The sequence below is a fragment of the uncultured Rhodospira sp. genome (genome assembly GCF_937138205.1).
Taxonomy (GTDB): domain Bacteria; phylum Pseudomonadota; class Alphaproteobacteria; order Rhodospirillales; family Rhodospirillaceae; genus Rhodospira.
The window spans coordinates 12,047-35,262 of the sequence record NZ_CAKZOT010000117.1 but is presented as its reverse complement, the minus strand read 5'-3'; the positions used below and the strand labels follow the sequence as shown (position 1 = coordinate 35,262).

The 23,216-nt window shown below is 64.9% G+C and carries 22 protein-coding genes; 8 read left to right on the top strand and 14 right to left on the bottom strand.

Annotated features, from left to right (window positions below):
• The first annotated feature begins 1 nt into the window (after nt 1).
• From Q0309_RS18290 to Q0309_RS18255, 8 genes are all read left to right on the top strand, one after another.
• Complete coding sequence (locus Q0309_RS18290; RefSeq protein WP_299444690.1) at nt 2–2,296, top strand: ubiquitin-activating E1 FCCH domain-containing protein; 2,295 nt, start codon at nt 2–4, stop codon at nt 2,294–2,296.
• Nucleotides 2,293–2,727 (top strand): hypothetical protein, encoded by a 435-nt coding sequence (locus Q0309_RS18285; RefSeq protein ID WP_299444688.1) that lies wholly within the window; start codon nt 2,293–2,295, stop codon nt 2,725–2,727. Before Q0309_RS18290 ends, Q0309_RS18285 begins: the two co-directional genes overlap by 4 nt.
• Nucleotides 2,724–3,203 (top strand): hypothetical protein, encoded by a 480-nt coding sequence (locus tag Q0309_RS18280; protein ID WP_299444686.1) that lies wholly within the window; start codon nt 2,724–2,726, stop codon nt 3,201–3,203. The genes Q0309_RS18285 and Q0309_RS18280 overlap by 4 nt, the downstream gene beginning before the upstream one ends.
• A gap of 3 nt (nt 3,204–3,206) precedes the next feature.
• The gene (locus Q0309_RS18275) at nt 3,207–5,690 is read left to right on the top strand and encodes a hypothetical protein (protein WP_299444684.1); all 2,484 of its coding nucleotides are present in this window, start codon (nt 3,207–3,209) and stop codon (nt 5,688–5,690) included.
• Complete coding sequence (locus Q0309_RS18270; protein ID WP_299444682.1) at nt 5,690–8,647, top strand: hypothetical protein; 2,958 nt, start codon at nt 5,690–5,692, stop codon at nt 8,645–8,647. Before Q0309_RS18275 ends, Q0309_RS18270 begins: the two co-directional genes overlap by 1 nt.
• Nucleotides 8,648–8,713: 66 nt before the next feature.
• Complete coding sequence (locus Q0309_RS18265) at nt 8,714–9,994, top strand: hypothetical protein (RefSeq protein WP_299444680.1); 1,281 nt, start codon at nt 8,714–8,716, stop codon at nt 9,992–9,994.
• A 5-nt stretch (nt 9,995–9,999) separates the two neighbouring features.
• On the top strand, nt 10,000–11,778 hold the full coding sequence (locus Q0309_RS18260) for a hypothetical protein (RefSeq protein ID WP_299444678.1): 1,779 nt from the start codon (nt 10,000–10,002) through the stop codon (nt 11,776–11,778).
• 13 nt (nt 11,779–11,791) lie between these two features.
• The gene (locus tag Q0309_RS18255) at nt 11,792–12,049 is read left to right on the top strand and encodes a hypothetical protein (protein WP_299444676.1); all 258 of its coding nucleotides are present in this window, start codon (nt 11,792–11,794) and stop codon (nt 12,047–12,049) included.
• Nucleotides 12,050–12,060: 11 nt separating this feature from the next.
• Here Q0309_RS18255 and Q0309_RS18250 read toward each other — a convergent pair whose 3' ends face one another.
• From Q0309_RS18250 to Q0309_RS18185, 14 genes are all read right to left on the bottom strand, one after another.
• Nucleotides 12,061–12,345 carry a hypothetical protein gene (locus Q0309_RS18250; RefSeq protein WP_299444674.1) on the bottom strand — a complete coding sequence of 95 codons (285 nt, stop codon included), beginning with the start codon at nt 12,343–12,345 and terminating at the stop codon, nt 12,061–12,063.
• A gap of 154 nt (nt 12,346–12,499) precedes the next feature.
• Nucleotides 12,500–12,757 carry a hypothetical protein gene (locus tag Q0309_RS18245; RefSeq protein ID WP_299444672.1) on the bottom strand — a complete coding sequence of 86 codons (258 nt, stop codon included), beginning with the start codon at nt 12,755–12,757 and terminating at the stop codon, nt 12,500–12,502.
• 15 nt (nt 12,758–12,772) lie between these two features.
• Complete coding sequence (locus Q0309_RS18240) at nt 12,773–13,348, bottom strand: glycosyl hydrolase 108 family protein (RefSeq protein ID WP_299444670.1); 576 nt, start codon at nt 13,346–13,348, stop codon at nt 12,773–12,775.
• Nucleotides 13,332–14,018 carry a dATP/dGTP diphosphohydrolase domain-containing protein gene (locus tag Q0309_RS18235; protein WP_299444668.1) on the bottom strand — a complete coding sequence of 229 codons (687 nt, stop codon included), beginning with the start codon at nt 14,016–14,018 and terminating at the stop codon, nt 13,332–13,334. The genes Q0309_RS18240 and Q0309_RS18235 overlap by 17 nt, the downstream gene beginning before the upstream one ends.
• A gap of 171 nt (nt 14,019–14,189) precedes the next feature.
• On the bottom strand, nt 14,190–14,513 hold the full coding sequence (locus Q0309_RS18230; RefSeq protein ID WP_299444666.1) for a hypothetical protein: 324 nt from the start codon (nt 14,511–14,513) through the stop codon (nt 14,190–14,192).
• A 4-nt stretch (nt 14,514–14,517) separates the two neighbouring features.
• Entirely contained in the window at nt 14,518–14,823 is a 306-nt protein-coding gene (locus Q0309_RS18225; protein WP_299444664.1) for a hypothetical protein, read from the bottom strand.
• Nucleotides 14,820–16,496, bottom strand: coding sequence for a hypothetical protein (locus Q0309_RS18220; RefSeq protein ID WP_299444662.1), 1,677 nt, complete (start codon nt 16,494–16,496; stop codon nt 14,820–14,822). Before Q0309_RS18220 ends, Q0309_RS18225 begins: the two co-directional genes overlap by 4 nt.
• Nucleotides 16,433–16,876, bottom strand: coding sequence for a hypothetical protein (locus Q0309_RS18215; RefSeq protein ID WP_299444660.1), 444 nt, complete (start codon nt 16,874–16,876; stop codon nt 16,433–16,435). Before Q0309_RS18215 ends, Q0309_RS18220 begins: the two co-directional genes overlap by 64 nt.
• A gap of 92 nt (nt 16,877–16,968) precedes the next feature.
• A complete protein-coding gene (locus Q0309_RS18210; RefSeq protein WP_299444658.1) occupies nt 16,969–19,011 on the bottom strand; it encodes a DNA polymerase in 2,043 nt (680 codons plus the stop codon).
• 251 nt (nt 19,012–19,262) lie between these two features.
• Nucleotides 19,263–19,478, bottom strand: a complete 216-nt coding sequence (locus Q0309_RS18205; RefSeq protein WP_299444656.1) for a hypothetical protein — start codon at nt 19,476–19,478, stop codon at nt 19,263–19,265.
• A gap of 126 nt (nt 19,479–19,604) precedes the next feature.
• Nucleotides 19,605–20,261, bottom strand: a complete 657-nt coding sequence (locus tag Q0309_RS18200) for an ssDNA-binding protein (RefSeq protein WP_299444654.1) — start codon at nt 20,259–20,261, stop codon at nt 19,605–19,607.
• A gap of 47 nt (nt 20,262–20,308) precedes the next feature.
• A complete protein-coding gene (locus Q0309_RS18195) occupies nt 20,309–21,508 on the bottom strand; it encodes a DUF2800 domain-containing protein (protein ID WP_299444652.1) in 1,200 nt (399 codons plus the stop codon).
• 44 nt (nt 21,509–21,552) lie between these two features.
• Complete coding sequence (locus Q0309_RS18190; RefSeq protein ID WP_299444650.1) at nt 21,553–22,311, bottom strand: hypothetical protein; 759 nt, start codon at nt 22,309–22,311, stop codon at nt 21,553–21,555.
• A 37-nt stretch (nt 22,312–22,348) separates the two neighbouring features.
• Nucleotides 22,349–23,212, bottom strand: coding sequence for a GapR family DNA-binding domain-containing protein (locus Q0309_RS18185; protein ID WP_299444648.1), 864 nt, complete (start codon nt 23,210–23,212; stop codon nt 22,349–22,351).
• Between the last annotated feature and the right edge of the window lie 4 nt (nt 23,213–23,216).

Sequence of the window (23,216 nt, the reverse complement as noted above, 5' to 3'; positions counted from 1 at the left end):
CATGGCACGCTTCAACCCAATCAAAAACAACTTCGTCGCTGGCGAGATTTCTCCGCGTCTGGAGGGGCGCGATGATCTGGACCAGTATTTCCAATCTTTGCGCCAGAGCAACAACGGTGTTGTGATGCCCCACGGCGGGTTCATCCGCCGATCGGGAACGCGCTTCGTCGCGAGTGTGAAAACCCCGACCCATAACACCCGGCTCATGCCGTTCCAGTTCTCGACAACTCAGGCATATGTGCTGGAGTGGGGGCACGAATACGTTCGGTTTTACGCGAACGAGGGTCGTCTGGAGGACGGCGGGAGCCCCGTTGAGGTGTCGACGCCCTTTTCGCACGAGGAGGTGTTCGACCTCCAGTTCGCCCAGAACGCGGACGTGCTGTGGGTCGTCCACCCGAGCCATCATCCGTATGTCTTGACCCGGACGTCCCCCACGTCGTTCTCCCTGGCGAAGGTGTCTTGGCGGAAGAACCGCGCGCCGCTTCAACCCCAGAACTTGGACGCGACGTTTTCGTTGACGTACAACGCCCCTGGGGGAGGGGCGTCGGACACGGTGACATCCTCCGGGCCGCTCTTCACCGCCGGCGACCTAGGTCGTGTGGTCTGGGTCGAGAACGGGGCGAATTATCAGTGGGCGCTGATCACGGGCGTCAATAGCAGCACGAGTGTGGATGTCGCGGGGGACGGAACTGGCGCTGTGTCGGCCACGCCCGATTGGGCGCTCGGCATGTTCGCCAACACGGAAGGTGCCTACGCGGTGACGTTTCATGAGGGCCGGCTGGTGTACGGGGGGTCCCCCTCTCAGCCGGATCGTATCGTCATGAGCGTGTCGGACGACTTCAACAATTTCGAACGTCGGGACCCTGACGCGGAGGACGCGGAGAATGAGGACAAGTCCATCTCACGCCGGCTCGTGTCCGGCCGCGTCAACGTCATTCGGTGGATGTCGTCCGCGTCCGACCGCCTGACGGTCGGGACGACTGGGGATGAGTTCTTCATCACCCCCGGGGCGGACGACTACCTGACCCCGCTAAACGTCGTGGCGAGACCGAAAACGAACCGAGGGTCCGACTACATCCGGCCGATCGACCTGGACACGCAAACGATCTTCGTGCAGCGCAATGGCCGCAAGCTCCGCGAGCTTCGGTACACCCTGGACGCGGACGACTACGTGGCGGCGGACGTGTCGATCCTGGCGGAGCATATTCTGTCGGCGGGCGTGCGGCAAATGGCGTACCAACAGGACCCGGACAGTGTGGTCTGGTGCGTGATGAACGATGGGGGGCTCGTGGGGTGGACGATTGAGCGGGATCAGAAGGTCATGGGCGCGCACAGGCACACGATCGGCGGGGAATTCTTGACCCGCCCGGCGGGGGTCGCGTCGGCGGCTGTGATCCCCAATCCGACCGGGACGTCCGACCAACTGTGGTTGATCGTGTTCCGGACGATTGAGAACGAGACACGGCAATATGTCGAGTTCATGGAACGGACGTATCAGCCGGACGTCAACGTGGCGTCGACGGACAACGAGCGCCTGTCGGCGCTGGAAAGTGCGTTCTTCGTCGACAGCGGCCTGACGTTGGACAGCCCACTCCCCATCACCAACATCACGAGGGCCAATCCGGGCGTCGTTACCTCCAACGGGCACGGCCTGTCGAACGGGGACAAGGTCCGTATCCGAGACGTGGTGGGGATGACACAGGTGAACCGCCGGACGTTCACTGTGGCGACGGCGACGACCAACACGTTCGAGCTTTCCGGGGTCGATACGTCAGGATACGACAAATATGTCATTGGCGGGACGGTTCGCAAAGAGGTGTCGGAACTGTCCGGCCTGGACCATCTGGAGGGCAGCACGGTGTCCATCCTCGCGGATGGCGCGGTGCACCCGGATCGTGTGGTTGAGGACGGGTCTATCTCGTTGGCCCGGAGCGCGTCCCTCGTGCACGTCGGGCTCCCGTTCATGTTCTACGGGGAGACACAACGCTTCATCGGCGGCGGGCGCCTGGGGACGGATCAGGGGCAAAAGGCGCGCATCTCGCGCATCGTCATGCGGCTCCACAACACGCTTGGCCTCAAGATCGGCCTAGGCCCCCGGCCGACGAAGTTCTCGGAAGTTCTCTTCCGGGACGGATCGGATCGGATGGACAGCCCCCCGCCCTTGTGGACAGGGGATAAGGAAGTGTCGCTTGAGGGCGGGTGGACAAACGAGCCCACTGTTTACTTCTTGAATGACCAACCCCTTCCTTGCACAGTTCTGTGCATTATGCCCCGAGCGGAGAGTACCGAACGATGATTACTTTCGCCCCCTTCGAACTATCTGATCTTGATCTGCTGGAAGTTCAGCCCAGGCACACAGCCGTGTACGAGATGTTCCAGGAGATAGGCCACGCGAGGTTGGAGCGTTTGCTTGTCGGGCGGTACTCCTGGACGGCGTGGACCGCATATGGGGTCCCGGTGGCCGCCTGCGGTATCTTGTACAACGGCTCCGCTTGGGCTATTCTGGCGCCTGATCTTCGTCGGTTCATGCTCCCGATCACGCGGAAGGTCCGCACGGTCCTGGAGCAACACGCGGCAGAGCGCGGGGACGTGGTGGCCCACATTGACCGCACACACCTGGAGGCCAGTCGCTGGGCCGGCAAACTGGGGTTTGAGCCGGATGGGCACGGGGTCCACCCGGCGGGCGGGCCGGACCCGCATTACGAGACATGGAGGTTCAGGGCATGATCCGCTTCCACGACCCTATCACGGTTCTCGCTGTTTCGGCGGGGCTCCAGCTTGTGGGCGGGATCGCGTCCGGGTTTCAGGCGCAGGCCCAGGCGAACCAGCAAGCCGATTACCTGAAGGCCCAGGCCCAGCAGGAAGTCAAGGCGGGGCAGCGGGAACTCCGGGACCTGGAGAAGGAACGCCGGCAAAAACTGGCCCGCACGCGGGCCGCGCTCGCGGCGTCGGGCGGGGACCTGTCGTCCGGCACACCCCTGTCGCTCCAGAAGTCCCAGGAAGCGTACTACGCGGCGCAAGAGAGCCGGGTCAAGGACGACACCCACACGGCGAGCACCAGTCTCCGGGCGAGGGCGAAGAACACGAGCGCGGCGGGCGACGCGGCGCTCGTCTCCGGGATCGTCTCCGGCATTTCGAACGCGGCCGGGACCGCATATCAAGGGTACTCCCTCTATAAGGGGCGTGCCACCACGGGAGGTTAAGCCATGCCACGTGTAACTCCTACGGGATCGGGGTTGGGGGCCGGCCGGGCGCGCTCGACGCTCGTGAACCCCACGGTGCCCCAGCCGAACCCGATCTCATTCGATGCCATCGCGTCCAATCTGAAGTCCGTGGCGATGCAGATGCACCAGCAAACGGTTCAGAAGGACAAGCTGCGGTCTCTGACGGCCGAGGCCGAGTTCCGCCAGAAGGCCGAGACGTCGCTGGCGGAACTCGACCCCTTGGCCTCGAATTACGAGACACAGGCCAACACGATCCTGTCGGAAGTCAGTCAAGAGGCCGTTTCTTCGGCCGGGATTGAGACGGCCATGGAGCAAGAGCGGCTGTCCTCTGTCCTGAAAGCGCGTTCCGCCGGCCTCATGGCCGACGCGGCGGAGAACCGGCGCAAGGCGCTGGAGCGGGAGAGCTTGCGGCAGCGTGAGCAGGCCGTGAACGGCACGCTCGCCCAGATTATGCAGGACCCTGCCGGTGCGGATGTCTATCTGGCGGAGCACCGTGCGGCGGCCGAGCGATACAACGCGTCGATCAGTCCGGAAGTCCAGCGGGAACTGGCGATGGACTTCGCGGAGCAAGCGATCAACGCGGAGGCGGTCGGGTATGCGGAGAACGGCGACTTGCGCGCCGCCACGCGTATCGTTGAGCAGAATGCCGAGGTGCTGGGGCCGGATGGCATCCTGAAGATCAAGCGGCACATTCGATCGGTGGAGGCCCGCCAGCGGCAGGAGTACCTGCGGGCCACGGCGTCGACCCTTGCCGATATCCAGATCGACTTGATGGACGCGAACAGCCAAGAGGCCCTGGACGCCATCGAGAGCCGCGTGGAGCAGGCGCACCGCGCCGGCATGTTCTCGGGGCGGGAGGGCGCCCGGGTATCCATGTTCCAGGCCATCCGCCGGCAGCGGGAGCAAAACCAGAGCGTGGGCGAGGCCCGCGTCTTGGCGGACCTACAGCTTGACATTCTGGAGGCCGACAGTCCGGACGAGTTGGACGCCCTGGGCACCCGGCTCCAGGAGGCCGACAGCCAAGGTCTATTCGAGGGGCGGCAGTCCACCCGCGTCGCGCTGACGAAGCTGGTGGGGCAGCGGCGTTCTGCGATCGCGGAGGGCCGGCAGGAGGTGGAACTGGCCGATCTGGAGACCGCCATCTCCGACGCGGGGTCCCTCCCGGAACTGGACGCGCTGCGGAAGACCGTGGACGCCATGCAGGAGCAGGGCCAGCTTGGGGCGGATCGGCAGGACGAGCGAGTGTCGTTCGTCAAACAGATCAACGCCCGCCGCCGCGCGCTGGCGTCGGAGACTGAGGACACGGTCCTGGCGTTGCAGAATTACAACAGCGGGACCGGATCGGACAGCCAACGCGAGGCCGACTTGGCGTGGGGCGCGCTGAAGGACCAGCTTGTCACCGACCCGGACGACACCGACCGGATCGTGGACGCGGTAGCGGAGTTTTCCATGCGCTCCGGGTTCGTCCCGACCCCGATCCAGCGGGTCGTCACCAACGCGGAGCGCGTGGACGACCCGGCCCTGGTGGCCCAGGCGGCCCAAATCCACGACCGCATTCGGACGTTCACGCAAGGCGCCAGCACTGGCGCGGGGGACCGCGTCAAGGCGGTGTCGTCCTATGTCGAACTCATGGGGGTGCCTTACGATCAGGCCGCGTCGCTCGTCCTGCGAACGGCGCCGGATCAGCGGACGATCGAACAGCGGCGGGAGGTGCTGCGGAGCGCGGACAGCCCGCTCAAGGAACTGGACACCGATGACGAGGTGCGCTTGCTGTTCCCGTCGTCCCAGTTCATCGGAGGTGGGCTGGGCGAAGCTGACATTCCTGGATCAGTGCGCCGGGAATACGAGGATGCTGTGTCGCGGGGGTACGAACTCACGGGGGACATGGACGTATCGAAGAACATGGCCGCCCGTACCATCCGCGAGCGGTACGGGGAGACGTTCGTGGGCACGGACGGCCGGCGCCGCCTGTCTCCGAACCCGCCGGAGCGGCATTTCCCCGGGGCATCGAACCTGTACCTGACGACAGAGCAGAAATCCCTCATTGTCAACAGCGAGATTGACGGTGCGCTGGAGGCCATGGGTGTTGCCCCCGCTGATATCGTTGGCCCGGATGGGGAGGAGCTTTCTTCGGACACGACGCGATACAGCTTGGAGCCGGACGGGCGGACCCAAAGGGAGGTTGACGCGGGCGGGCGCCCGTCATATCAGGTCCGTGTCCGCAACAGTCTCGGTATTCTCGTGCCCATGTACGTCCGGGACGAGAACGGTTCCATCAAGCAATTCCGCTACACGGCGCCGTCCCAGGCGGAACTGCGCGCCAACCCGGAGCACCAGCGGATCATGAACGAGTTGAGGACGCGCGCGGAGGCGCCACGGCGCCGTAATGAAGACGCCCGCCGGACGTTCGGCGGGGGCTCGCCCGGGCTACAGGGCGTATACGATAGGCTTCAGGGAGAAGAGTGATGCCCTTCAATGTGGACCCCGTGAAGGCCCGTCCGGCAGGCTCGCCGTATCAGCTTGACACCGCGCGGGAACCGGTCACGATGATGGAGCAGGTGGGCGCCGCGTTCGACATGGACAACGTGGTGGCGTCGCTGGTGAACCGGATCAACGAGGGGCCGGCGCCGGAGCGCGTGCCCGGGTTCGACCCACTGGACCACCTCCAGCCGGGGGAAGAGTACTACCCCCAGTATTTCGCGGACGACGGGTCCCTGGAGGACATGGAGCGGACCCGCGCGCGGCTCGATCGTGAGCACGAAGCCCGGCGGCTCCTGGCAGACGGGCCGCTGAACTCGTTCTTCGCGTCCACCCTGGCCGTGGGGCTGGACCCCACCACCTACCTCCCGATCGGCGGCGCGGTGATGAAGGGCGGCACGTTGGCGAGTAAGCTGGCGCGCGCCGGTGGCGTCGCGGCGGCGGAGAACGCTGTGTCAGAAGCTGCGCTTCAGGCCACTCAGGAGACCCGCACGCCCGAGGAGAGCTTGACGGCCATCATGCTTGGCGGCGCCATCGGCATGGGGCTGGCGGGCGCCGGAGCGGCCATGTCTCGCAAGGTCCAGGGGCTGGACGGGCGGACCCGCTCGGCGGACGAGGCGTATCGTGGCGCGGTGGGCGAGATCACAGAATTGACCCGGGTCCAGTTCCCGGAGGGGACCGTGGGCGCCGCGTCGGCCGCGCCGGCCCCGATCGACACCAAGCTGGCGTCCTCCTGGGGCGCGAGCGAGGCGGCGCGGTCCCTCCGGCGCATGGGGCTCGCGGCCCCGTCCGTCGAACTCGGGGGGAGCCCGAACGCGGCGTCGCGGCAGGTCGTGAACGATCTGGTGGACACCGGCATGTTCACGCAAGGGAACTTCCGAGGGGTGGCCTCCCGCGCGCCCGTTGAACTCCGCATTCGGTCTTACGACGCGGTGGTGGCCACGGCTTCCCGGCGGGTCAACGAAGGCTGGCGAGCGTATCGGAAGCGGGTTCCGGCGAACCAGCGTCAGTTCACGTCCCTCATGGGGTTCCAGGAGGCCGTGGGCAAGGCCATGCGCCGTTCCGACGCGGACCCGATCCCGGAGGTGGCGGCCCTGGCCAAGGACATGCGCGCGGCCGTGTTCGACCCGCTGGCGAAGGAAGCCCAGCGTCTAGGGCTCCTGCCGGAGGACCTGCCGGTGGAGACCGCGCAATCCTACTTCACGCGCGTGTACGACGTCGACAAGATCAAGGCCAAGCGGCCCGTCTTCCGCCAGAAGGTCGAGCAGTATCTGCGCAACACGATCCCGGCGGACGAACTGGAGAGCGGGGCGGAATACACAGAGATCGCGAACAAGATCATTGACGCGATCATGGGGAGCCCCGGCGCGCGCATCCCCTTCATTCGGGTGCCCAAGGGCCGAGGTCCGCTCAAGGAACGCACGTTCTTGATCCCGGACGAAGACATTGAGGACTTCTTGGTGTCGGGGGTTATGCCCGTGACGGCCAAGTACGTGCGCACTATGGCGGCCGACGTCGAGTTCGCGAAGCGGTTCGGGAAGCCTGACCCGAATGAGGACTTCCGCGAAGCCATCATGACCGACGCGGCGATCCGAGCGGACAACGCGCCCACCGAGGCGGAGCGCACGCGCATCCTGAACGAGGCGGAGCGTGAGGCCAGCTTGGCGGCGCACCTGACGAACCGCATTCGGGGGACGCTGGACGGGCCGCTGGACCCCCGGTATCGCGGGCTCACGCGCGCGGGCAACGTCCTGCGGAACCTGAACTTCACGCGGCTCCTGGGATCGGTCTTGCTGTCGAGCTTGCCCGACGTCGGCCGCGTGGTCCAGGAGGAGGGGTTGATCCGGACCATGTCCCCTGTGTTCGCCGACATGGCGGCGGGGTTCAAGGGCCTGCGGATGGGGGTGAAGGAAGCCCGCATGGCCGGCACCGCCCTGGACGATCAGCTTGCCACGACGATCCGGAACCGGCTGGACCTGGGCGAGCGGTATACGCATGAGAGCTATCTGGAGCGCGGGGCGGACTATGTGTCGCAGCAGTTTGGGCGGTTCACTCTTCTGAACCACTGGAACACCGCGCTCAAGGGCGTCACGTCGTCCCTGGTGTCCTCCCGCATTCTGGAGACCGTCCGGAAGCTGAACGACGGGAAGGCGCTCACCGACCGGGAGACGCGCAAGCTGGCGCGATCCGGGATCGACTGGGCCACGGCCCGGCGCATCGCGTCCCAGGCGGAGCATTGGGAAGATGCCCCCGGTGGGCTCGTGTTCGCCAACACTCAGGCGTGGACGGACCCTCATGCGGTGGAGGCGTTCCGCGACGCGCTCTTGCGGGACGTGGACAACACGATCATCACCCCCGGCGCGGGGGACGCGCCGATCTGGACGTCGACGGAATGGGGAAAGACGGTGTTCCAGTTCAAGCGGTTCGCCATGGCGTCCACGCAACGGCTCCTGATCTCCGGCCTCCAGGCCCGCGACGTCCAGGCGCTGTCCGGGATCATGCTCATGGTGGGGCTTGGGGCCATGGCCACCGCGTTCCGGGACATTTCGTCGGGGAACCACGATCGGATCAAGGAACGCTCGACCGGCCAGTGGATCGTCGACAGCGTGGATAGGTCAGGAGTGCTGTCCCTTTACATGGAAGCGGACCAGCTAATGGCGAAGGCCAGCGGGCATTCCCCGGCCACGCTGATCACCGGCGGCGAGGCGCCATCCCGGTTCGCGGCGCGGAACCTTGTGGGCCAAGCCCTTGGCCCTACGTTCAACACGGCCCAGGACCTGGGGTTGACGACGCGCTCGCTGTTGTCCGGCGAGACGTTCACGCAATCGGACCTTCACCGGCTCCGCCGCATGATCCCGGGGCAAAATCTGTTCTACACCGATTACTTGTTTGACCGGCTTGAGGCCGGGCTTTCGGAGGGTATGGGTCTTCCGGAACGACGGTAGGGTCCATTGACATGGCGCGCGCCTTTGGGGTATCGTGGGGTCACCCGCGAACCCTGGAGGACGCCCATGACGATCGCCACCACAGAGAGCCGGAGTGTCAAGCTCGGTGACGGTGCCTCGGACACCGCTTCTGTTCCATTCGTGTTCCTGGATGACACGGACCTATCGGTGTCTCTGGTGGACGCGAGCGGCGTGTCGACACTCAAGACGCTTGGCGTGGACTACGAAGTCTATGGAGGCGGCGGGGGGACCGGGGCTGTACGGACCCTGTCGTTTATCCCTGCGGTGGGCGAGCGCTTGGTGATCGAACGGCAGGTCCCCTACACGCAAGGGATTGACTACGTCACGAACGATCCGTTCCCGGCGGAGGTGGCCGAGCAGGGGCTGGACCGCCTCACGATGCAGGTGCAACAGGTCAAGGACGTGACCGATCGGGCGTTCACGCTGTCCCCGTCCGTCACGGACACCGTCTCGCTCAACCTGATCCCGGACGCGGGAAAGCTCCTGGGCTGGAATGCGGCAGGAGACGCGCTGGAAAACAAGGACCTGAACGCCCTGGACCTGGGCGACGCGGTGGTGTCCGACTACATGGCCGGCTTTCTGGAGACCGAGAACGAAGCCGCTGCGCAATCGTACCTCGGGATTGGCGGCGGGAATGCGGACACGCTCGACGGCGAGGAAGGCTCGTGGTACGCGGACATCCCCGCGCGCCTTGGCTTTACCCCGCTCGCGGAAGATCAGGCGATCACGCTCCCGAACAACGACGCCCTGTGGGGGCGCGAGACGGGCGGTACTCCGCGCCCGCTGATCTACCGTGGTGGTGACAACATTACCTATGTAGGCACAGACGCGCAACCGACGATCCTGAGGGGATCGGCGCTCACGTTGTTGTCACGGATCACGATCCCGAACAACGTCCCGTATCAGGCGCAAGATACTGGCGGTGTGTCCAGGATCATGGCTGTCGTCCGGGGGGACAACGTCACCCAACTTGGGGACGTCGCGCGAAATACGGATATCCACGGGGCCACGGTCACGGTGAACGGCGGCGCGATTTGGTCCAACAGCAACGCGCCGCTAGCCATTTCCGGCACGCTAGGGCGGCAAACCCTTCCGACCGGGTTCAAAATCCAGTGGGGGTACATCTCGCAAATCAACGCGGGATCTACACAGAACGCTAACTTCTCAGAGGCGTTCAGCACAGTCTTCGGGTGCTGGTTCAATGCTCAGGACGATGGCGCCGGTATCGACCTAAGGCTCGTCAATCTGTTTACCACGTATGCGCAGATCAAGAACATCGGGGGTCTTCGCGCGGATGATGTTCGTTGGTTTGCGATTGGAGTGTAAGACACATGACTATCTCCTCGACTTCATACATCGACCGTAAATCCGGAAATGGCGTTACAACCGATTTCTCCACGTCGTTCCAGTTCTTCGACGCGGACGAGCTTGTCGTGACGCTATACTCCGCCGCCGGGGTGGCCACTCTTCAGGTCCTCTCGACCCACTATTCGGTGTCCGGGGGCGACGGGAATGAGGGGACCGTCTCCATGGTCGTACCCCCGCCGGCGGGGACGACGCTCGTGATCGAGCGGCAAACCTCCCGGACACAGGGGACGGACTATCAAACGAACGACGCCCTGCCGGCGAACGCCGTGGAGGAGAACCTGGATCGGCTCGTGTGTCTGGTCCAGGAGGCCCTGGGCAAGTTCGGCGCCGTGCTCCAACTCCCCCCGACGTTCGCCGACGGCCCTCTGTCCCTGCCGCCCCCGGAGGACGGCAAGATCATGCGGTGGAATGCGGCAGAGGATGGCCTTGAGAACGTCACCCTGGCGGACGTCGGCGCGGCGGCGACGAACCCCTGGGCTGTTGACCTCCTGGCCCTGACGGACGCCACGAGCGCGCGCACCTATCTGGGCCTGGGGGACTTGGCTGAGAAGGACACGATCAACGACGCCGATTGGTCCGGCACGGTCCTGTCGATTGCCAACGGCGGCACGGGGGCGGACACGCCCGCTGGTGCGCAAGCTGCCCTCGGCCTGGGAACCATGGCGCTCCAGAGTGCGCTGGACGTGACGATCGCAGGGGGGACGATCGCTGGTGTGGACCTGTACAATCTCGTGAGCCCACTGCCCATCGCGGACGGCGGCACGGGCGCGTCCAGCCTGGGCGGGCTCAAGACGTCCCTCGGCCTGGGGGACTTGGCTGATAAGGACACGATCAACAATTCCGATTGGTCTGGTACCGATTTGTCCATTCTTCACGGCGGCACGGGGGCGTCTGACGCCAGCGGCGCCCGATCGAACTTGGGCCTCGGGGCGCTCGCGACGAAGTCCACGATCAACAACTCCGATTGGACGGGCGCGGCCCTGGCGGTCACCAACGGGGGTACAGGGGCAACGAGCGCGGGTGGCGCCCGGACGGCCCTGGGCCTGGGAACCATGGCGACGAAGTCCACGATCAACAGTTCTGACTGGTTCGGCGCCGATCTGGCCATCATCCATGGTGGCACGGGCGCATCCGACGCCAGCGGCGCCCGATCGAACCTGGGCCTGGGGTCTATGGCCACGCAAGCGTCCAACAGCGTATCCATTACGGGCGGGTTCGTGACGGCCACGCTGAACGCTGGGGGCGCGCGTGTGACGAACGCGGCGGGGCCTGTCGTGGGGAGTGATCTCGCGACCAAGACCTACGTGGACGGCGTGACCGGCGCGGCGTTCCGGGGGGCGCTCGTCCGAAAGAACGCGGCCCAGAGTGTACCAAACGCCACGGGCACGCGCCTCACTTGGGAAGTGGCCGTATATGACACGGATAGCATTTTCAACAATGGAAACAACACTCTGGTCGTTCCCTCTGGAGTGACTAGGGTCCGCCTGATCGGCTGCATTCACTTCGCGTATAGCGCAGGAGGGGCCACCCGTTTCGCAGAGATTGCGCCCACTGGCGGAGGGGTTTATGGGTGCTCGCGCCACCGTCACCCGGCGGGGGAGAGTGAGTTCATGATTTCCACCGCTGTCCTAACCGTGACGGCGGGAACCGCGTTCGAATTCACCACGTACCAGGACAGCGGTGGAAATCTGAACGTCAACGATACTGAGTACACATGGTTCGCCATGGAAATCATCGAGTAAACAGGAGGCCAGAGTGAGCGAACACCAGTATTGCAGCACTGAAGAAATCATGCGTTGCTTGGGTCGGATGGAGGGAACCCTGGATGCGCTTCGCGAGAGCGTCACGGTCCAGACTGAAGTCGAGCGGGTTCGGCTCAACGATCATGCTAACCGCATTCGTGGCCTGGAGCGCGCCCAAGCATGGGCCGCCGGGGTCATGGCGGTTCTCGCGGCCGTGGTCACGGCGGTGTTCACCGCGACGTTCGACAAGATCATGCGGTTGTTCGTGTAGAAAAAGGGGGCCTAGTGGCCCCCTTCCATCGCCCGAACCCGCGCTCTCAATTCCCCATAGTCTAGGATAGCCCGAGCGACGGCCGAACACGTCGGGTTCGGGTCGAGGGGGTCGCACGCCTCGGCCATGGTGTCGAGTTCGTCCGCCATGCGGCCCTGGAACTCAGGGCTGTACGCTTCCAACTCGGGCGCCACGACCACGGCCGGTGCGATGTAGCTAGAACTTGCCAGTTCGCAGGCGGACAGCAAGCTGGCCCCGAGAAAGCCCAGGAACAGAAGCGGCACGGCGTTTCGCATTGGCGGCCTCCTGGTGCTGGCGGTTCGATTGCTCAAGAGCGCCCTGATCTACCAGGGTCTGCTCGGTGCGGCGTTGCTTGAGGTAGTCCAGGACCCCCGATAGGAGGCCCTGGAACACCATCCTGAGCAGGCCGGTGAAGAACCCGGCCATGGGCTAGACCACGGCGTCGACGTCTTCGGCGGTCACCGCGCCCTTGGTGGCGGCAACCTCCTTGATCTTGGCCTTCGCTTCGTCGCGGCCCATGCCGATGCCGTCCTCCACCGCGCGGACCAGTTCGTCGTCCCACTGGGCGTCGGTCTGCTTCACGATTTCCTTCAGGCGACCCCACAGGTGGCCGATCGCAATGCCGGCAACGCCCACCAGGGCGGGGATCAGCATGTCCAGCAGTTCGCCAAAGTCAAATCCATCCATTGTCGGTCTCCCTTCTTACCAGAGTAGGTCCATGGTTGCTTGGATGGTTGCCGTCCGGAACACGTCGAGTGCCCGGCGGAACCACCCACGGCGGAACGTGAGCTTGAGCACGGAATAGTGCATAAGACGATGCATGGCGACGTCCCGCACGAAGTCCGCTTCCGTCACACGTCCCTTCGTGATCAGGACGTTCAACGCGTACAGCGTCTCTTGCCCGATCACGCCGTCCTCTTCGATCTTGGGGCTGAACCACTCGTTGATTGCCTTCTGCAAAAACAAGCCGCCGCGCCCCTGATTGACCTGACAGTCGAAGACCATATAGTCCACGCCAGCCGGAAGGCTGTCCGCTTTGACTGCCCGCCAATACATGACGTAGTAGATTTTCGTGGCCTCCCGTTTGGTCAGGCGCTGGAGCCGGGACTTGGTCGCCGGCCCCGGTACGATCCCTCGGGCCACGGCTTCTTTGAGCGTGCCGATCGTGATGCCCAGGTTCGTGGCGCCGCCGGGGTCCTCCGGGTGGTCCACGAACCCGCCTTCGTGCGGGAACATGGCGTCCATAGCAGCGAGGAATGCGTCAGGATACACGGCCATTCGGGTCCTCCCTTGTGAAAGCGGCCTTGGGGTCCGGTACACGGTCGATAATGCCCGCCGCCAAGACATTAAGCCGTTGCACCCACTCGTCACCGTGTACACTTGGCGGGCGATCGTCCACCATCTTACCACAGCGCTCCGCGTCACGCAAGACGACCAAACAGGCCATGGCTTTGGTGAGGTGTGGGAGCCCGCTGTCGGGGTCCACATCCTGGCCCTCCCACCACGCCATGATGTGGCGCATGAGCGCGTCGTAGTAGACGGACGAGCGGACGGCCGCGACACGGTAGTTGTGGCGGCCATACTTCCGCGCCCCCTCCAACATCGCGAGGCCAACCTCCATGAGCACCGGGGCCGGCACACAGGAGAGCGGGGCCTTCTTGGCCCCCACGGCGTCCTTGGGGTTCGTGTCCTTGCCGTCGGGGCGGTTCAGGGGAGTGTTGCAGCCGCGCTGAAACTTGCACTTCTTGCACCCCAGGATCGTGGCACTGCTCGCCTTCTCCTGGGGGCCATGGCACGGCGGAGGGGTCGAAGCTTGACGGCAGGCGTTTATGAATTCGCATCGGTCGCAGTCTGCCGCAGCAGCGAGGTATCCATCCTCGAAATTCCCGTAACAGCAAGGGACCACCTCATCGCGGCGGGCAACGACTTGAATGTCATGAGCAGCCATGGCGTGTTTTCTCCACTTCACATTGGACACAGTATCCGGGGCCGAAGTTCTCGGCGCCGCATACGGGGCACTCGGTCCAGGACTTGTCGTCCCGGGTCCCAAGCTGGCCGGTACGACCGCAAGACGGGCACACCCCGTCAAGCGGTCGCTTGCCACCGCAAAAGCAACACTTCATCGCGGCGGCGCGGTGTTCATGAAGTACACCATCAACATATACCGAACGCCCATGGCCGCCACTTGCATCGCTTCCTTCAGGGCGTCCTTGGAATAGCCGGTCCCATGGCCCTTCACAAGGTCCCACAGTTCGTCAAGCTCTTCCGCGATGACGGCATAGCCTTCGTGCGCAGAAGCGAACCCGGGGTGTCCTCCCCCGGAATTCCCGTACGTCTCTAGGGCTCCGTCCAGTTCCTTCCGCACCAGGGCGAACAGTTGGTCCAGCACCTTGTCCACGTCTTGGGTGTCGGTGGTACCGTTCCGGAATTCATCCTCGGTCATGGGTTCATCCTTTCGATAGTGAGTTGTCAATGGCCGGGTGCCCCCGGAGCTTCTGGTGGATCACCATGGATACCGAAGAGCCGGCAGCGCCTGCCGCGCCCATGATACAGATAACTCCCGCGAGTGTCCACCAGTTCTCTGCCGACACCTCAATGACGATGACCCCCAGCTTCACCACCTCACAGACGGCCATCGCAAGAGACGCCGGAAAGAGCCATGCGTACTTGCTGTGCATGACGTTCAGTTGTTGAAATGCGCGGGCGGCAACGTTGATAAACGTCATAAGCCCGACAAGAAGAATTGAACTCATGCCCGGTACTTCCCTTTCCAGAAGGTCACGATCTGACGCTTTCCATTGCTATGCGTCACGATATGACTGTGGGACCAGTTTGACGGCCCACGGTTATAGTCCATGTCCAGCTTCCCCAACAGGCCGGCGGTCCAGCACCCATCAACGATCCCCGCCGCGTGCGTGTGGCCGGTGTTGGACTTCCGCCCCATCCGAGCGAACGCGGTCGGAGCGCCCCGGAGGCCATTCGGCCCAAGGTGCCCGTGCATCCCGCATTCGATCCCCCCGTTCAGGTCGTGGCATATCACAAAGCTCTCGTCCTGTCGGAGGAACCGGAGCCAATCCGGCCGGGAGCTACCCGTCATCACCCGGAGGGGTTCTTGCATGGCCCATTCGAGCACGTGGAAGCGGTGCCACCTGTGCAGGATGGCCCGGTAGCGCGCAAGCTGAGCCTCCAAGAAGAAGATGGCGTTCGGCGGGTCGAGACGATAGTCCGCCTCCCGCAACCACCGCTCCAGGGCGTTGTCGTGGTTGCTGTCCACGACCACGAGCTTGCCGCCCGTCGACAGGACCGCCTCCCGCGCCATGTTGAGCACTGAGGCCGCGCGCTTGATCTCGTCCTGCACAACGTCGGCGGCCTCCACGTACCGCTGGAAACGGGCGTGGGGGTTCTTGCTGTCGTGGTGGTTCCGCGCCCGGAAGTCCACCAGATCATGGAAGAACTGGAACTTGGGGGACAGGGCTTGCGCGAGCCCACCCGGCCCCCAGGCGAGTTCGGCCGCGACGTGGTCCAGGAGCGCGGTGTGGACGTCTCCCCAGGTGACGGCCTCCACGCTGTGCCCGGTCGTCAGGCGGCCGTCTTGGACCCGGACGTCCAGGTCGTGGATCGTGCCGTCGCTGTCCGCACAAAGCTGGCGGACCCACCATGAACCTTCGCTGTCCACCTCCACCAGGAGCGCGCCGTAGGAGTGATGGAACTCCGCCTTGAGGCCGGCCTTCTTCGCGATGTAGTTCCGCAGGGTTGCGGTTCCCGTCGTGTAGTTGAATTTCGTGGCCTCGTGCTTGCCGCTGGCGACGCTGTCCATGGCGAGCTTCGCGTGGGGGACGATGGCCGACTGGCGCCCGGTGTAGCTCTCCAGCCCGGACAGAGGCCGGACAGCCGTGGGCAGGATGTTCATCTCCCCACACCACACCAGCCCCGGGGCAAGCTGCACACGCTCGTCCGCGACGAACGGCGCCACCGCAGGGTCATACCAGAGTTCGTCCGATGCCTTCTCTTTGCCGGGCTTCACCGATCCCTTCCCGTAGGACGACACGTCGTAGGTGAACCGGCTCACCATGATCGCGGCGTCGTACACGCGGGCCATCTCCCTGAGGTTCTTCCACAGCGCCTCATGGACCAGGGTGTTGTTCTGCGCACAGGTCAAGATATAGCGCCGCACCTCCCCCGGCGCCGGCAGCGGGGCCTCCCGGGTGGCGATGGCCTTCACGCGGCCATCCAGGACCGGGGGATCGAACGGAAGTTCGGGCTCCACCTCGGGCTCCAGGTCCGCCGCGTGGAAGCGCTTTCGCATGGTGTCATACGGGCACCCCCAGGCGCGGGCAGCGGCCCGGATGGAGCCGTGCGTCTCTACTTCTTCGCGCGCCCTTTCCGGGGTGAGCGTTTGATGGCTCCTGAAGTCGCTTTTGCGCATGTGGGGTCCTCCATGTAGGCGAGCAGCAGGCCGATGGCGTCGGCCTCGTGGTCGGTCCCGGGGGTAAAGCCGAGCGCGGTGATCGTGGCGATCATCTCCTCTTTCGAGGCGTGGCCGCGCCCCGTCAGCACCCGCTTCGGGGTTTGGACGTTGATCAAGAGGGACCGGGCGGCCCCCGCCGCACTCGCGGCGGCCTCGGCAACCCCCGCGAACCCCCACCCGGCGCGGGTAGCCGCCTCCCCTCGGTGGAACGGTTTCTCGATCAGGACCGTGCAAATCTTGTGCCGGGCCACCATCCCCGAGACGAAGCTGTGACACTTCGAAAAGCGCCGCGCGAACGAGTGACCCGCGAAGTGCTCGGTCCCGTGCGCGAAGATCATGGGGTGATCGGCGGGCACCCACAGCGCCCACCCGGCGTTCTCCGCAAGATCAAGCGCGAGGATAGCCCCGTCCAGCGGCGAGGCCGGTATCATCACTTTTTGAACCGGCGGCCGGTCCAGGGTTCCACCAGGATCGGGATATTCAATGCACGCGCCCATGGTGCTATGTCCTCCATACATTGCCGGAATACGGTCAGAGCGTCCGCAGGTACGCCCCGTATTTCGGACAGGGCTTCATCATGCACTGTCAACACGATAGGATATCCTGCGCGTTCGAGCAAGAACATTGCACGCGCCAGAAGGTCCCGGGAGATCGCTTGCACGATGTTCTCTGTCCACCGCCCGCCGTACATCTTGACCCGCTGCCAGCGGCCGTCCCGCCACTGTTCAACGGAAAGCTGCATGATCTGTTGCTCGGGGTCCCAGGGGGCCGGGTACCACCGGAGCTTTGGCCCCCAGTACCACAGCCGGCGGCCGGACGGCAGACGGCAGGTCAACCAAGGCCCCTTCATCTCAAACTGGACACAGTTGTAGTCCACAACCTGACCGGTCGACACGCACTCGATCGCGGCGAGTTCGAGCCCTTTCCAGAGGCCAATGTCTCCGGTCTCCGGGTCACCCGCGAGCCCCTTGTGCTTCCCGCGCCACGCCGTCTTGTACACCTGCACGTCGTCGTCCGTGTGGTGGTCCGTCTTGTCGAAGTTCCTCCAGGCGCCCACGGCGCCCTGGTACCCGAACGCCAACTCGCAGACCTTACCGACCTGACGCTCTTTCGGGTGCGTCTTCTTCCCCAGGACTGGATACCCGAACACGGCCTCCGCCGCGACACAGTACATGTCCTGACCTTCCCCACGGTGGGACTTACGGATGGCCTCCAGCTTCCATTCCTCGCCGGCAACCGCTGCCGTGACGCACATTTCGATGCCCGAATAGTCCCCGCCGATGAACACGTGACCGGGGGCCGCCACGATCATGGAGCGGAGCGCGTTCGAGACGGCCACCAAGGGGTCCCCGTACATGGCCTCCACCTCAGCCGCGCGGCCCCGCGCCAGCGTCGCGCACAGGACGTCGAAGTCCGCTTCGGTGTAGTCCTCATACTCCACGCCGAACAGGTCCTCCCCGAACGGCCGGGGCAGGTTCTGGAACTGCGGGCCTCGGCCGGCCCAGCGGCCGGTGGTGGCCCCGTGATACTGGGCCACGTTCCTGATCCGCCCGTCGCGGCAGGTCCAACGGTCCATGGACGCCACCTTGGCCCCGGACGCTTTCGCGAAGCGCCGCCGAAGCTCCAGAATGCGCCGGACTTCGGAGCCCGGTTCCAAGTTCGGGATCGTGGCGGTCAAGAAATCCTTGTCGAGGCTTTCTGTGAACACGCCGAAATCCTCAAGATATTCCTTCAGCGCCTGGACTTGTGTGATTTCCAAACTGGTCAAGCCCCTGAACTCGTCCATGATCCGCCCCCGGACGGTCTCCAGGACCATACCGGCACCGCGCACGGTGTCCGTGTCGATCTGGACGCCACGGGTGTTGATCGTCCGGTCCAGTTCGAACAGGGCCTGTTCCGGCGCCGGCAGAGGGCCGAGCGCGTCCCCCAGGCAATCCTCAGTTCGGACGTCCTGCCGGCAGTAATCCGTGGTCTTGATGAACAGGTCCGGATCATTGTTCCACCGCACCAAGTCGGGGGCGTCTCCCTTGCGCCGGGGCGCCGGCTTGCTGATCTTCAGCATGACCCGGTGGCCTTCGTCGTCCTTCTGGTGCGGGGCCTGCACGATCTGTGCGACCTTCTCCAGGCGCGCCGGAAGCGCCTTGTGCAGCGCGTACGCCTGGACGTCCCGCCATTGCTTGATCTGCACAGGGGGCCATCCGAAGCGCGGGACGCAGATGCATTCCCATATGGAGGGCTCGAAGTCCGCGTTGAAGATTTCGACCGGGACACCCTGCGCGATGTATTCCAGAAGTAGCTCCGGGGGGTCAGATTGCTCGAACCCGAACTCCGGCGCCGCGTCGCCGAACCACACGTTGGGCTCGCCACGGTCGAAGCTGTAGGCCACGCACAGGATGCGCGTCGAAGGATGCTCCGCGTACACCCGGGCGCCGTGCTTCTTCAGGTCGCACGCGCTTCGGGTCTCGAAGTCCAAACCGATGATCCGTGGGGAGTTCGGGGCCATTGCCTCTACGCCCCTGCCGCGTACCGGTCGTCTTCCATTTCCATAAGCGCTCGGAGGACGTCCCACACGCCTATCGAGGACCACCCGCCGCAGTTACCGCACTTCCGGGATGAGTGTTTGTAGATGGCGCTCTCGACCGTGGTCACCTGTCCGGCGCCACAGTGAGGGCAACGCCAGTGCACCGTGGCGTTCTTCATTTCGGGGGTCATGATGTTGCTCTCCTAGATGTCGAAACCGCGTCGGCGGGCCTCAGCCAAGATCGCCGCGTAGTCTTCCCGCATGGGGGCGTCGCTTAGGATGTCGATCCGGGACGTGCGCCCGTTTGCGCCCACGAGCTTCGCGGGGCCAGAGACATAGACGAACTCCCCCGCGTCCAACCCCTGTGAGCGGACGAAGTTCTCCACGGTTCTGCGGTTCTTGGCAACGATGTATCGCATGGTGTCCTCCTATCGTCGGGGGCTCGGGGGTGGAGTGGCGCCGGGCTTCACACATAGCGGGCGCCAAACCACCCCCGTCTCACGCCGGCCGAACCCCCGAACTTCCGGCGTGAGGACTGGTGGGGCTTAGAACGGGATGTCGGTGGACATGTCCATGCCCGCCGTCGCATCCTCGCCCAAGTCCGCGTCCTTGATCCCGCCGAACACGTCGGCGGCAGAGCGGGCGTTGCCCAGCTTGTCACCGTTGCGGGACTTCAGCACCATTTGCAGGTAGCACTTGACGCCGTCCGGGTTCTGGCCGACGCCGTTGTACGCCTTGACGTTCACCTGGATGTAGCCGTAACACCCGCCGTAGATGTCACGCTCGTTCATGATCGGCTTCTTGTCCGGGCCGACAACTTCCGGGGCGAACTTGGAACGGCACGCCAGAATGATGTTGCCCCGCATGTAGTCGCGCTGCCCGGCCTTCTGCGGGTTCCGCCGATCGAAGCGATCGGCCTCGCGATCGCCGTCCTTGAACGGGAACATGAACTCCCCGCCCTTGGCCTCTTCAATGACGTTGCGCCCGGGCCACCGGGCGGCCGCCACCGCGATCGCGGTCTTCTTGCACCCGTCCAGGGAAGCCATGGCTTCCGGATTGTCCTTCGCGAACATGGCCTGGACTTCATAGTTGGGGTCTCCGCTCGCCTTGCCGTCAATCACGACTGGGCGGGGCTCGAAGAAATGCGGGTGAGCAAAGCGGACTTCACCGATGACGAGGAAAGTGTCGAGATCAGCAGCCATGGGTCGTCTCCTTTTCGTAAAGTGTCGTAAAGTGTCGTAAGGGTTTGTCAAGTGTCGCTTGCTGGGACGTTGGCGAAAACCTCCACCGCACGGCGCGCGGACACCTTGTCACGGATATCATGGGCGCGCGCAACAGTCAAGCCCGCTTCGGGCTTGTACGCCCACTTCCTCGCAAACTCCCGCCCGCCGGGGACCTTCTCCATCTGGGCAGGACTGTTGAACGCTGGCGCCTGATAGCACTCCAGCCCGGCCGCCTTGGCGGCGCCTACGGCGCCTTCCTTCCACGCTCGTTGAGCCTTCTGGTTCACGAGCTTGGCCCCCGGAATATCCAGCCCCCGGGTCAAACGCTTGTACGTCTCCCCTTCGACCGCCTTCATGAAAATCCTGACGGTCTCAGTGGCCTCGTACATCTCCCCGAGTTGCAGGTCCGACACAACCGTGGGGTCCGCGTCCATGTCGGCCGCGTGCTTGAAGGTCTCGAACCTCTCGGTCAGCATCGGGCACACGAGCCGCGCGGGGCAGAAGCGGCAATGGGGGCCATCTTTCAGCGGAGCGCCCGGGGTGAGCGCTTCCTTGATGCCCGGCACCAGGACGTTCGTCAGGAATTCCATAAGGTCTTCGACGGTCGTATCCCAGCTTCGGGTGTACCCGGACGGGTGGGCGCAACGGGGCTGACAGATCGTCAGCTTGACCTGCTCGACTTCGCTGCTCGCGGTGGCGGCCCCCAGGCGGTGAATAGCCCCGCAGGCGTAGTACTGAAGCTGAGGGTTCTGGACGACCTGCACCGGTATGCCCTCCCCGTGCTTGTAGTCGATCACCTCCAGGAGCCCCCATTTCGGGAACCACAGCACACAGTCCGACGTGCCGTACATGCCGGCCCATACGTGGTCCAGATCGAACCCCTGCTCCACGAAGAGGGTCGGGAACTCGCCCTCCAGGTCGTGGTATAGCTCCATCCTGGAGAGCACGTAGTCCATGTACTCCCCGACGGCCGCCGCCATGTCCTCGTCGACCGGGAACTCCTCGCCCGCATGGAGGACCTTCCCACCCGGGAAGAACATGGGATCGGACCCGGTTTCCAAGCACCACGCCGCCACGTCATGAGCGGCAGTTCCCAGGCGCGTGTAGTCCTTGCTCTCGTTTTCGCAGTGCGCCGCCAACTGCACGCTCCCGGGGCACTCCAGAAAGCGCTCGGAGGCCGACGCTCCGATATGAGAGTGGATGTTGTGCGAACCTGAAGTATTCATGGGGTTCTCCGCTCAAGGTGTGGGGGCCGAGGCCCCCACCCATGTCAGGACTTGGGGCCAGATTTCAGTGCACGGACGAACGCCGGGCGTTTGTCTTCCGGGATGGCCCCCATTCGGGTGACACCGAACTCATCCTTCATCACCTTGTTGACGAAGAGCGGGCCGGCGGCCTGCCCCAGCCCCGCCGCAACCTGGGACGCGATCTGGCGAAGCTCCTCACCGGTGATCGTCGTCCCGTCTCGGGGCTCGGTCACCTCGCCGCTGGCCTCCGCGTCCACGACGGTCCCGCCGCCCGGGGCGCGCCCGGGGATGTCTGGCCGCTCCGGCGGGATCACTTCCTGTTCAGGTTCGGGAGCCGTGGCCACGGTGTTCCCGCCCTGCTCAGGAGCCATGGTATTGGCTCCCACGTCAGCAGCCGAGCCGCCATCGCCTCCGGACTGTCGAAGAAACTCGGCCGCCCGTTTCGGATCACCCCCGCATTGCTTCAGGGCGTCCGCGCACTCCGCAACCGTGCCCAGGCCGCGCTTGCTCATGGCGAGCGCCCGGGGGTCTTCGGCCGGCGCCTCGGGAGTGGTCTTCTCCTCGGCAGGCGGTGCCGTGGATGCCGTGGGCGCCCGGCCGGTCAGGGCCTCCAAGACGGTGCCCTTGGCGACCGACATGAGGCGGCGCGCGGCCTGCTCTTCGGTCTCCCCATCCTTGACGCCCCCGTTGATGATGATCTCCGCGTCCGCGTGCTCGTATTGGGCCGGGTTGCGGCGCCGCGTGAAGCGCGCGGTGATGTTGGTCTGGTAGCTCTCGCTCATGGTCTGTTCTCCCTGGAATGATGTCGGGGCGGGCGGGTCACCACTCGATGCCGATGGCCTTCAGATACAGGGCGAACATATCGAGTTCTTCCCGTTGGGCGTCGGCGTCCTGTTTGCGCAGCGCCACGAGCTTGCGGATCGTCTTCGGGTCCCATCCGCCCCCTTTGGCCTCCGCGTACACCTCTTTGACCTGTTGCTGGACTTCCTTGACCTCCTCGTTGAGGGCTTCAATCCGCCCCAGGTAGGACATGAGGATCGGGCCGGAGTTGCCCCCGATGGCCCGGTCCACCTTGCGCTCGTGCGCCGTCTCGGTCTCGGTCTCGGCCGCCCGGGCCTCCTGCTCCGCCTTCTCGGCTTCCTTCTCGGCAGCCTTGCGGGCCTTCTCTTCCTCGCGGGCCTTGGCCTTCTCCGCCTTCTGGGCTTCCTTCTCGGCCGCCCGGCGAGCCTTCTCCTCCTCGGAAAGGCGCTGGCGCCCGCCACGCTTGGGCTTCTCGCCTTCGGCTTCGGGCGCGGTCTCGGCCTTCTCGGGGGCCGGCGCCGCGTCGGCCATGGCTTCCGCGACATAGCTGGGGACGTTCTCCCCCTGGAGGGGGACCGACACCCCGTCGGCGTCCTCCAGAAGCCAAAGCTCGTCCACGATGATGGGAGTGCGGATGCCGCCGCGCGCGGTGATGATCGTGAGCGGGATGTCGGGGTTCTGCTCGGACACGGCGATGAGCGCCGCCTTGTGGGACTTCTTCAGTGGGTCCTTCGGGGGCGAGGCCCGCATGGTGTCCAGATTGCAATCGAAAATCTTGGTCGCAGCAACGGGGGCATCCGCCGCGACGTACCAGTCTCGGGGCTCGTCCATCCGCCCCATTGCCGGATAGCTGTCCATGTGCATACCGAATAGTTCGCTCATAGCG

Excerpts from the sequence above, each read along its gene's own strand:
- Q0309_RS18240 (WP_299444670.1), bottom strand. The coding sequence starts at position 13,348 with ATGGCCGTGTATCCTGACGCATTCCTCGCTGCTATGGACGCCATGTTC.
- Q0309_RS18185 (WP_299444648.1), bottom strand. The coding sequence starts at position 23,212 with ATGAGCGAACTATTCGGTATGCACATGGACAGCTATCCGGCAATGGGG.
- Q0309_RS18190 (WP_299444650.1), bottom strand. The coding sequence starts at position 22,311 with ATGAGCGAGAGCTACCAGACCAACATCACCGCGCGCTTCACGCGGCGC.
- Q0309_RS18260 (WP_299444678.1), top strand. The coding sequence starts at position 10,000 with ATGACTATCTCCTCGACTTCATACATCGACCGTAAATCCGGAAATGGC.
- Q0309_RS18215 (WP_299444660.1), bottom strand. The coding sequence starts at position 16,876 with ATGATCTTCGCGCACGGGACCGAGCACTTCGCGGGTCACTCGTTCGCG.
- Q0309_RS18205 (WP_299444656.1), bottom strand. The coding sequence starts at position 19,478 with ATGCGATACATCGTTGCCAAGAACCGCAGAACCGTGGAGAACTTCGTC.
- Q0309_RS18280 (WP_299444686.1), top strand. The coding sequence starts at position 2,724 with ATGATCCGCTTCCACGACCCTATCACGGTTCTCGCTGTTTCGGCGGGG.
- Q0309_RS18285 (WP_299444688.1), top strand. The coding sequence starts at position 2,293 with ATGATTACTTTCGCCCCCTTCGAACTATCTGATCTTGATCTGCTGGAA.
- Q0309_RS18250 (WP_299444674.1), bottom strand. The coding sequence starts at position 12,345 with ATGCGAAACGCCGTGCCGCTTCTGTTCCTGGGCTTTCTCGGGGCCAGC.
- Q0309_RS18270 (WP_299444682.1), top strand. The coding sequence starts at position 5,690 with ATGCCCTTCAATGTGGACCCCGTGAAGGCCCGTCCGGCAGGCTCGCCG.
- Q0309_RS18220 (WP_299444662.1), bottom strand. The coding sequence starts at position 16,496 with ATGCGCAAAAGCGACTTCAGGAGCCATCAAACGCTCACCCCGGAAAGG.
- Q0309_RS18225 (WP_299444664.1), bottom strand. The coding sequence starts at position 14,823 with ATGAGTTCAATTCTTCTTGTCGGGCTTATGACGTTTATCAACGTTGCC.
- Q0309_RS18230 (WP_299444666.1), bottom strand. The coding sequence starts at position 14,513 with ATGACCGAGGATGAATTCCGGAACGGTACCACCGACACCCAAGACGTG.
- Q0309_RS18245 (WP_299444672.1), bottom strand. The coding sequence starts at position 12,757 with ATGGATGGATTTGACTTTGGCGAACTGCTGGACATGCTGATCCCCGCC.
- Q0309_RS18195 (WP_299444652.1), bottom strand. The coding sequence starts at position 21,508 with ATGAATACTTCAGGTTCGCACAACATCCACTCTCATATCGGAGCGTCG.
- Q0309_RS18275 (WP_299444684.1), top strand. The coding sequence starts at position 3,207 with ATGCCACGTGTAACTCCTACGGGATCGGGGTTGGGGGCCGGCCGGGCG.
- Q0309_RS18200 (WP_299444654.1), bottom strand. The coding sequence starts at position 20,261 with ATGGCTGCTGATCTCGACACTTTCCTCGTCATCGGTGAAGTCCGCTTT.
- Q0309_RS18235 (WP_299444668.1), bottom strand. The coding sequence starts at position 14,018 with ATGGCTGCTCATGACATTCAAGTCGTTGCCCGCCGCGATGAGGTGGTC.
- Q0309_RS18290 (WP_299444690.1), top strand. The coding sequence starts at position 2 with ATGGCACGCTTCAACCCAATCAAAAACAACTTCGTCGCTGGCGAGATT.
- Q0309_RS18265 (WP_299444680.1), top strand. The coding sequence starts at position 8,714 with ATGACGATCGCCACCACAGAGAGCCGGAGTGTCAAGCTCGGTGACGGT.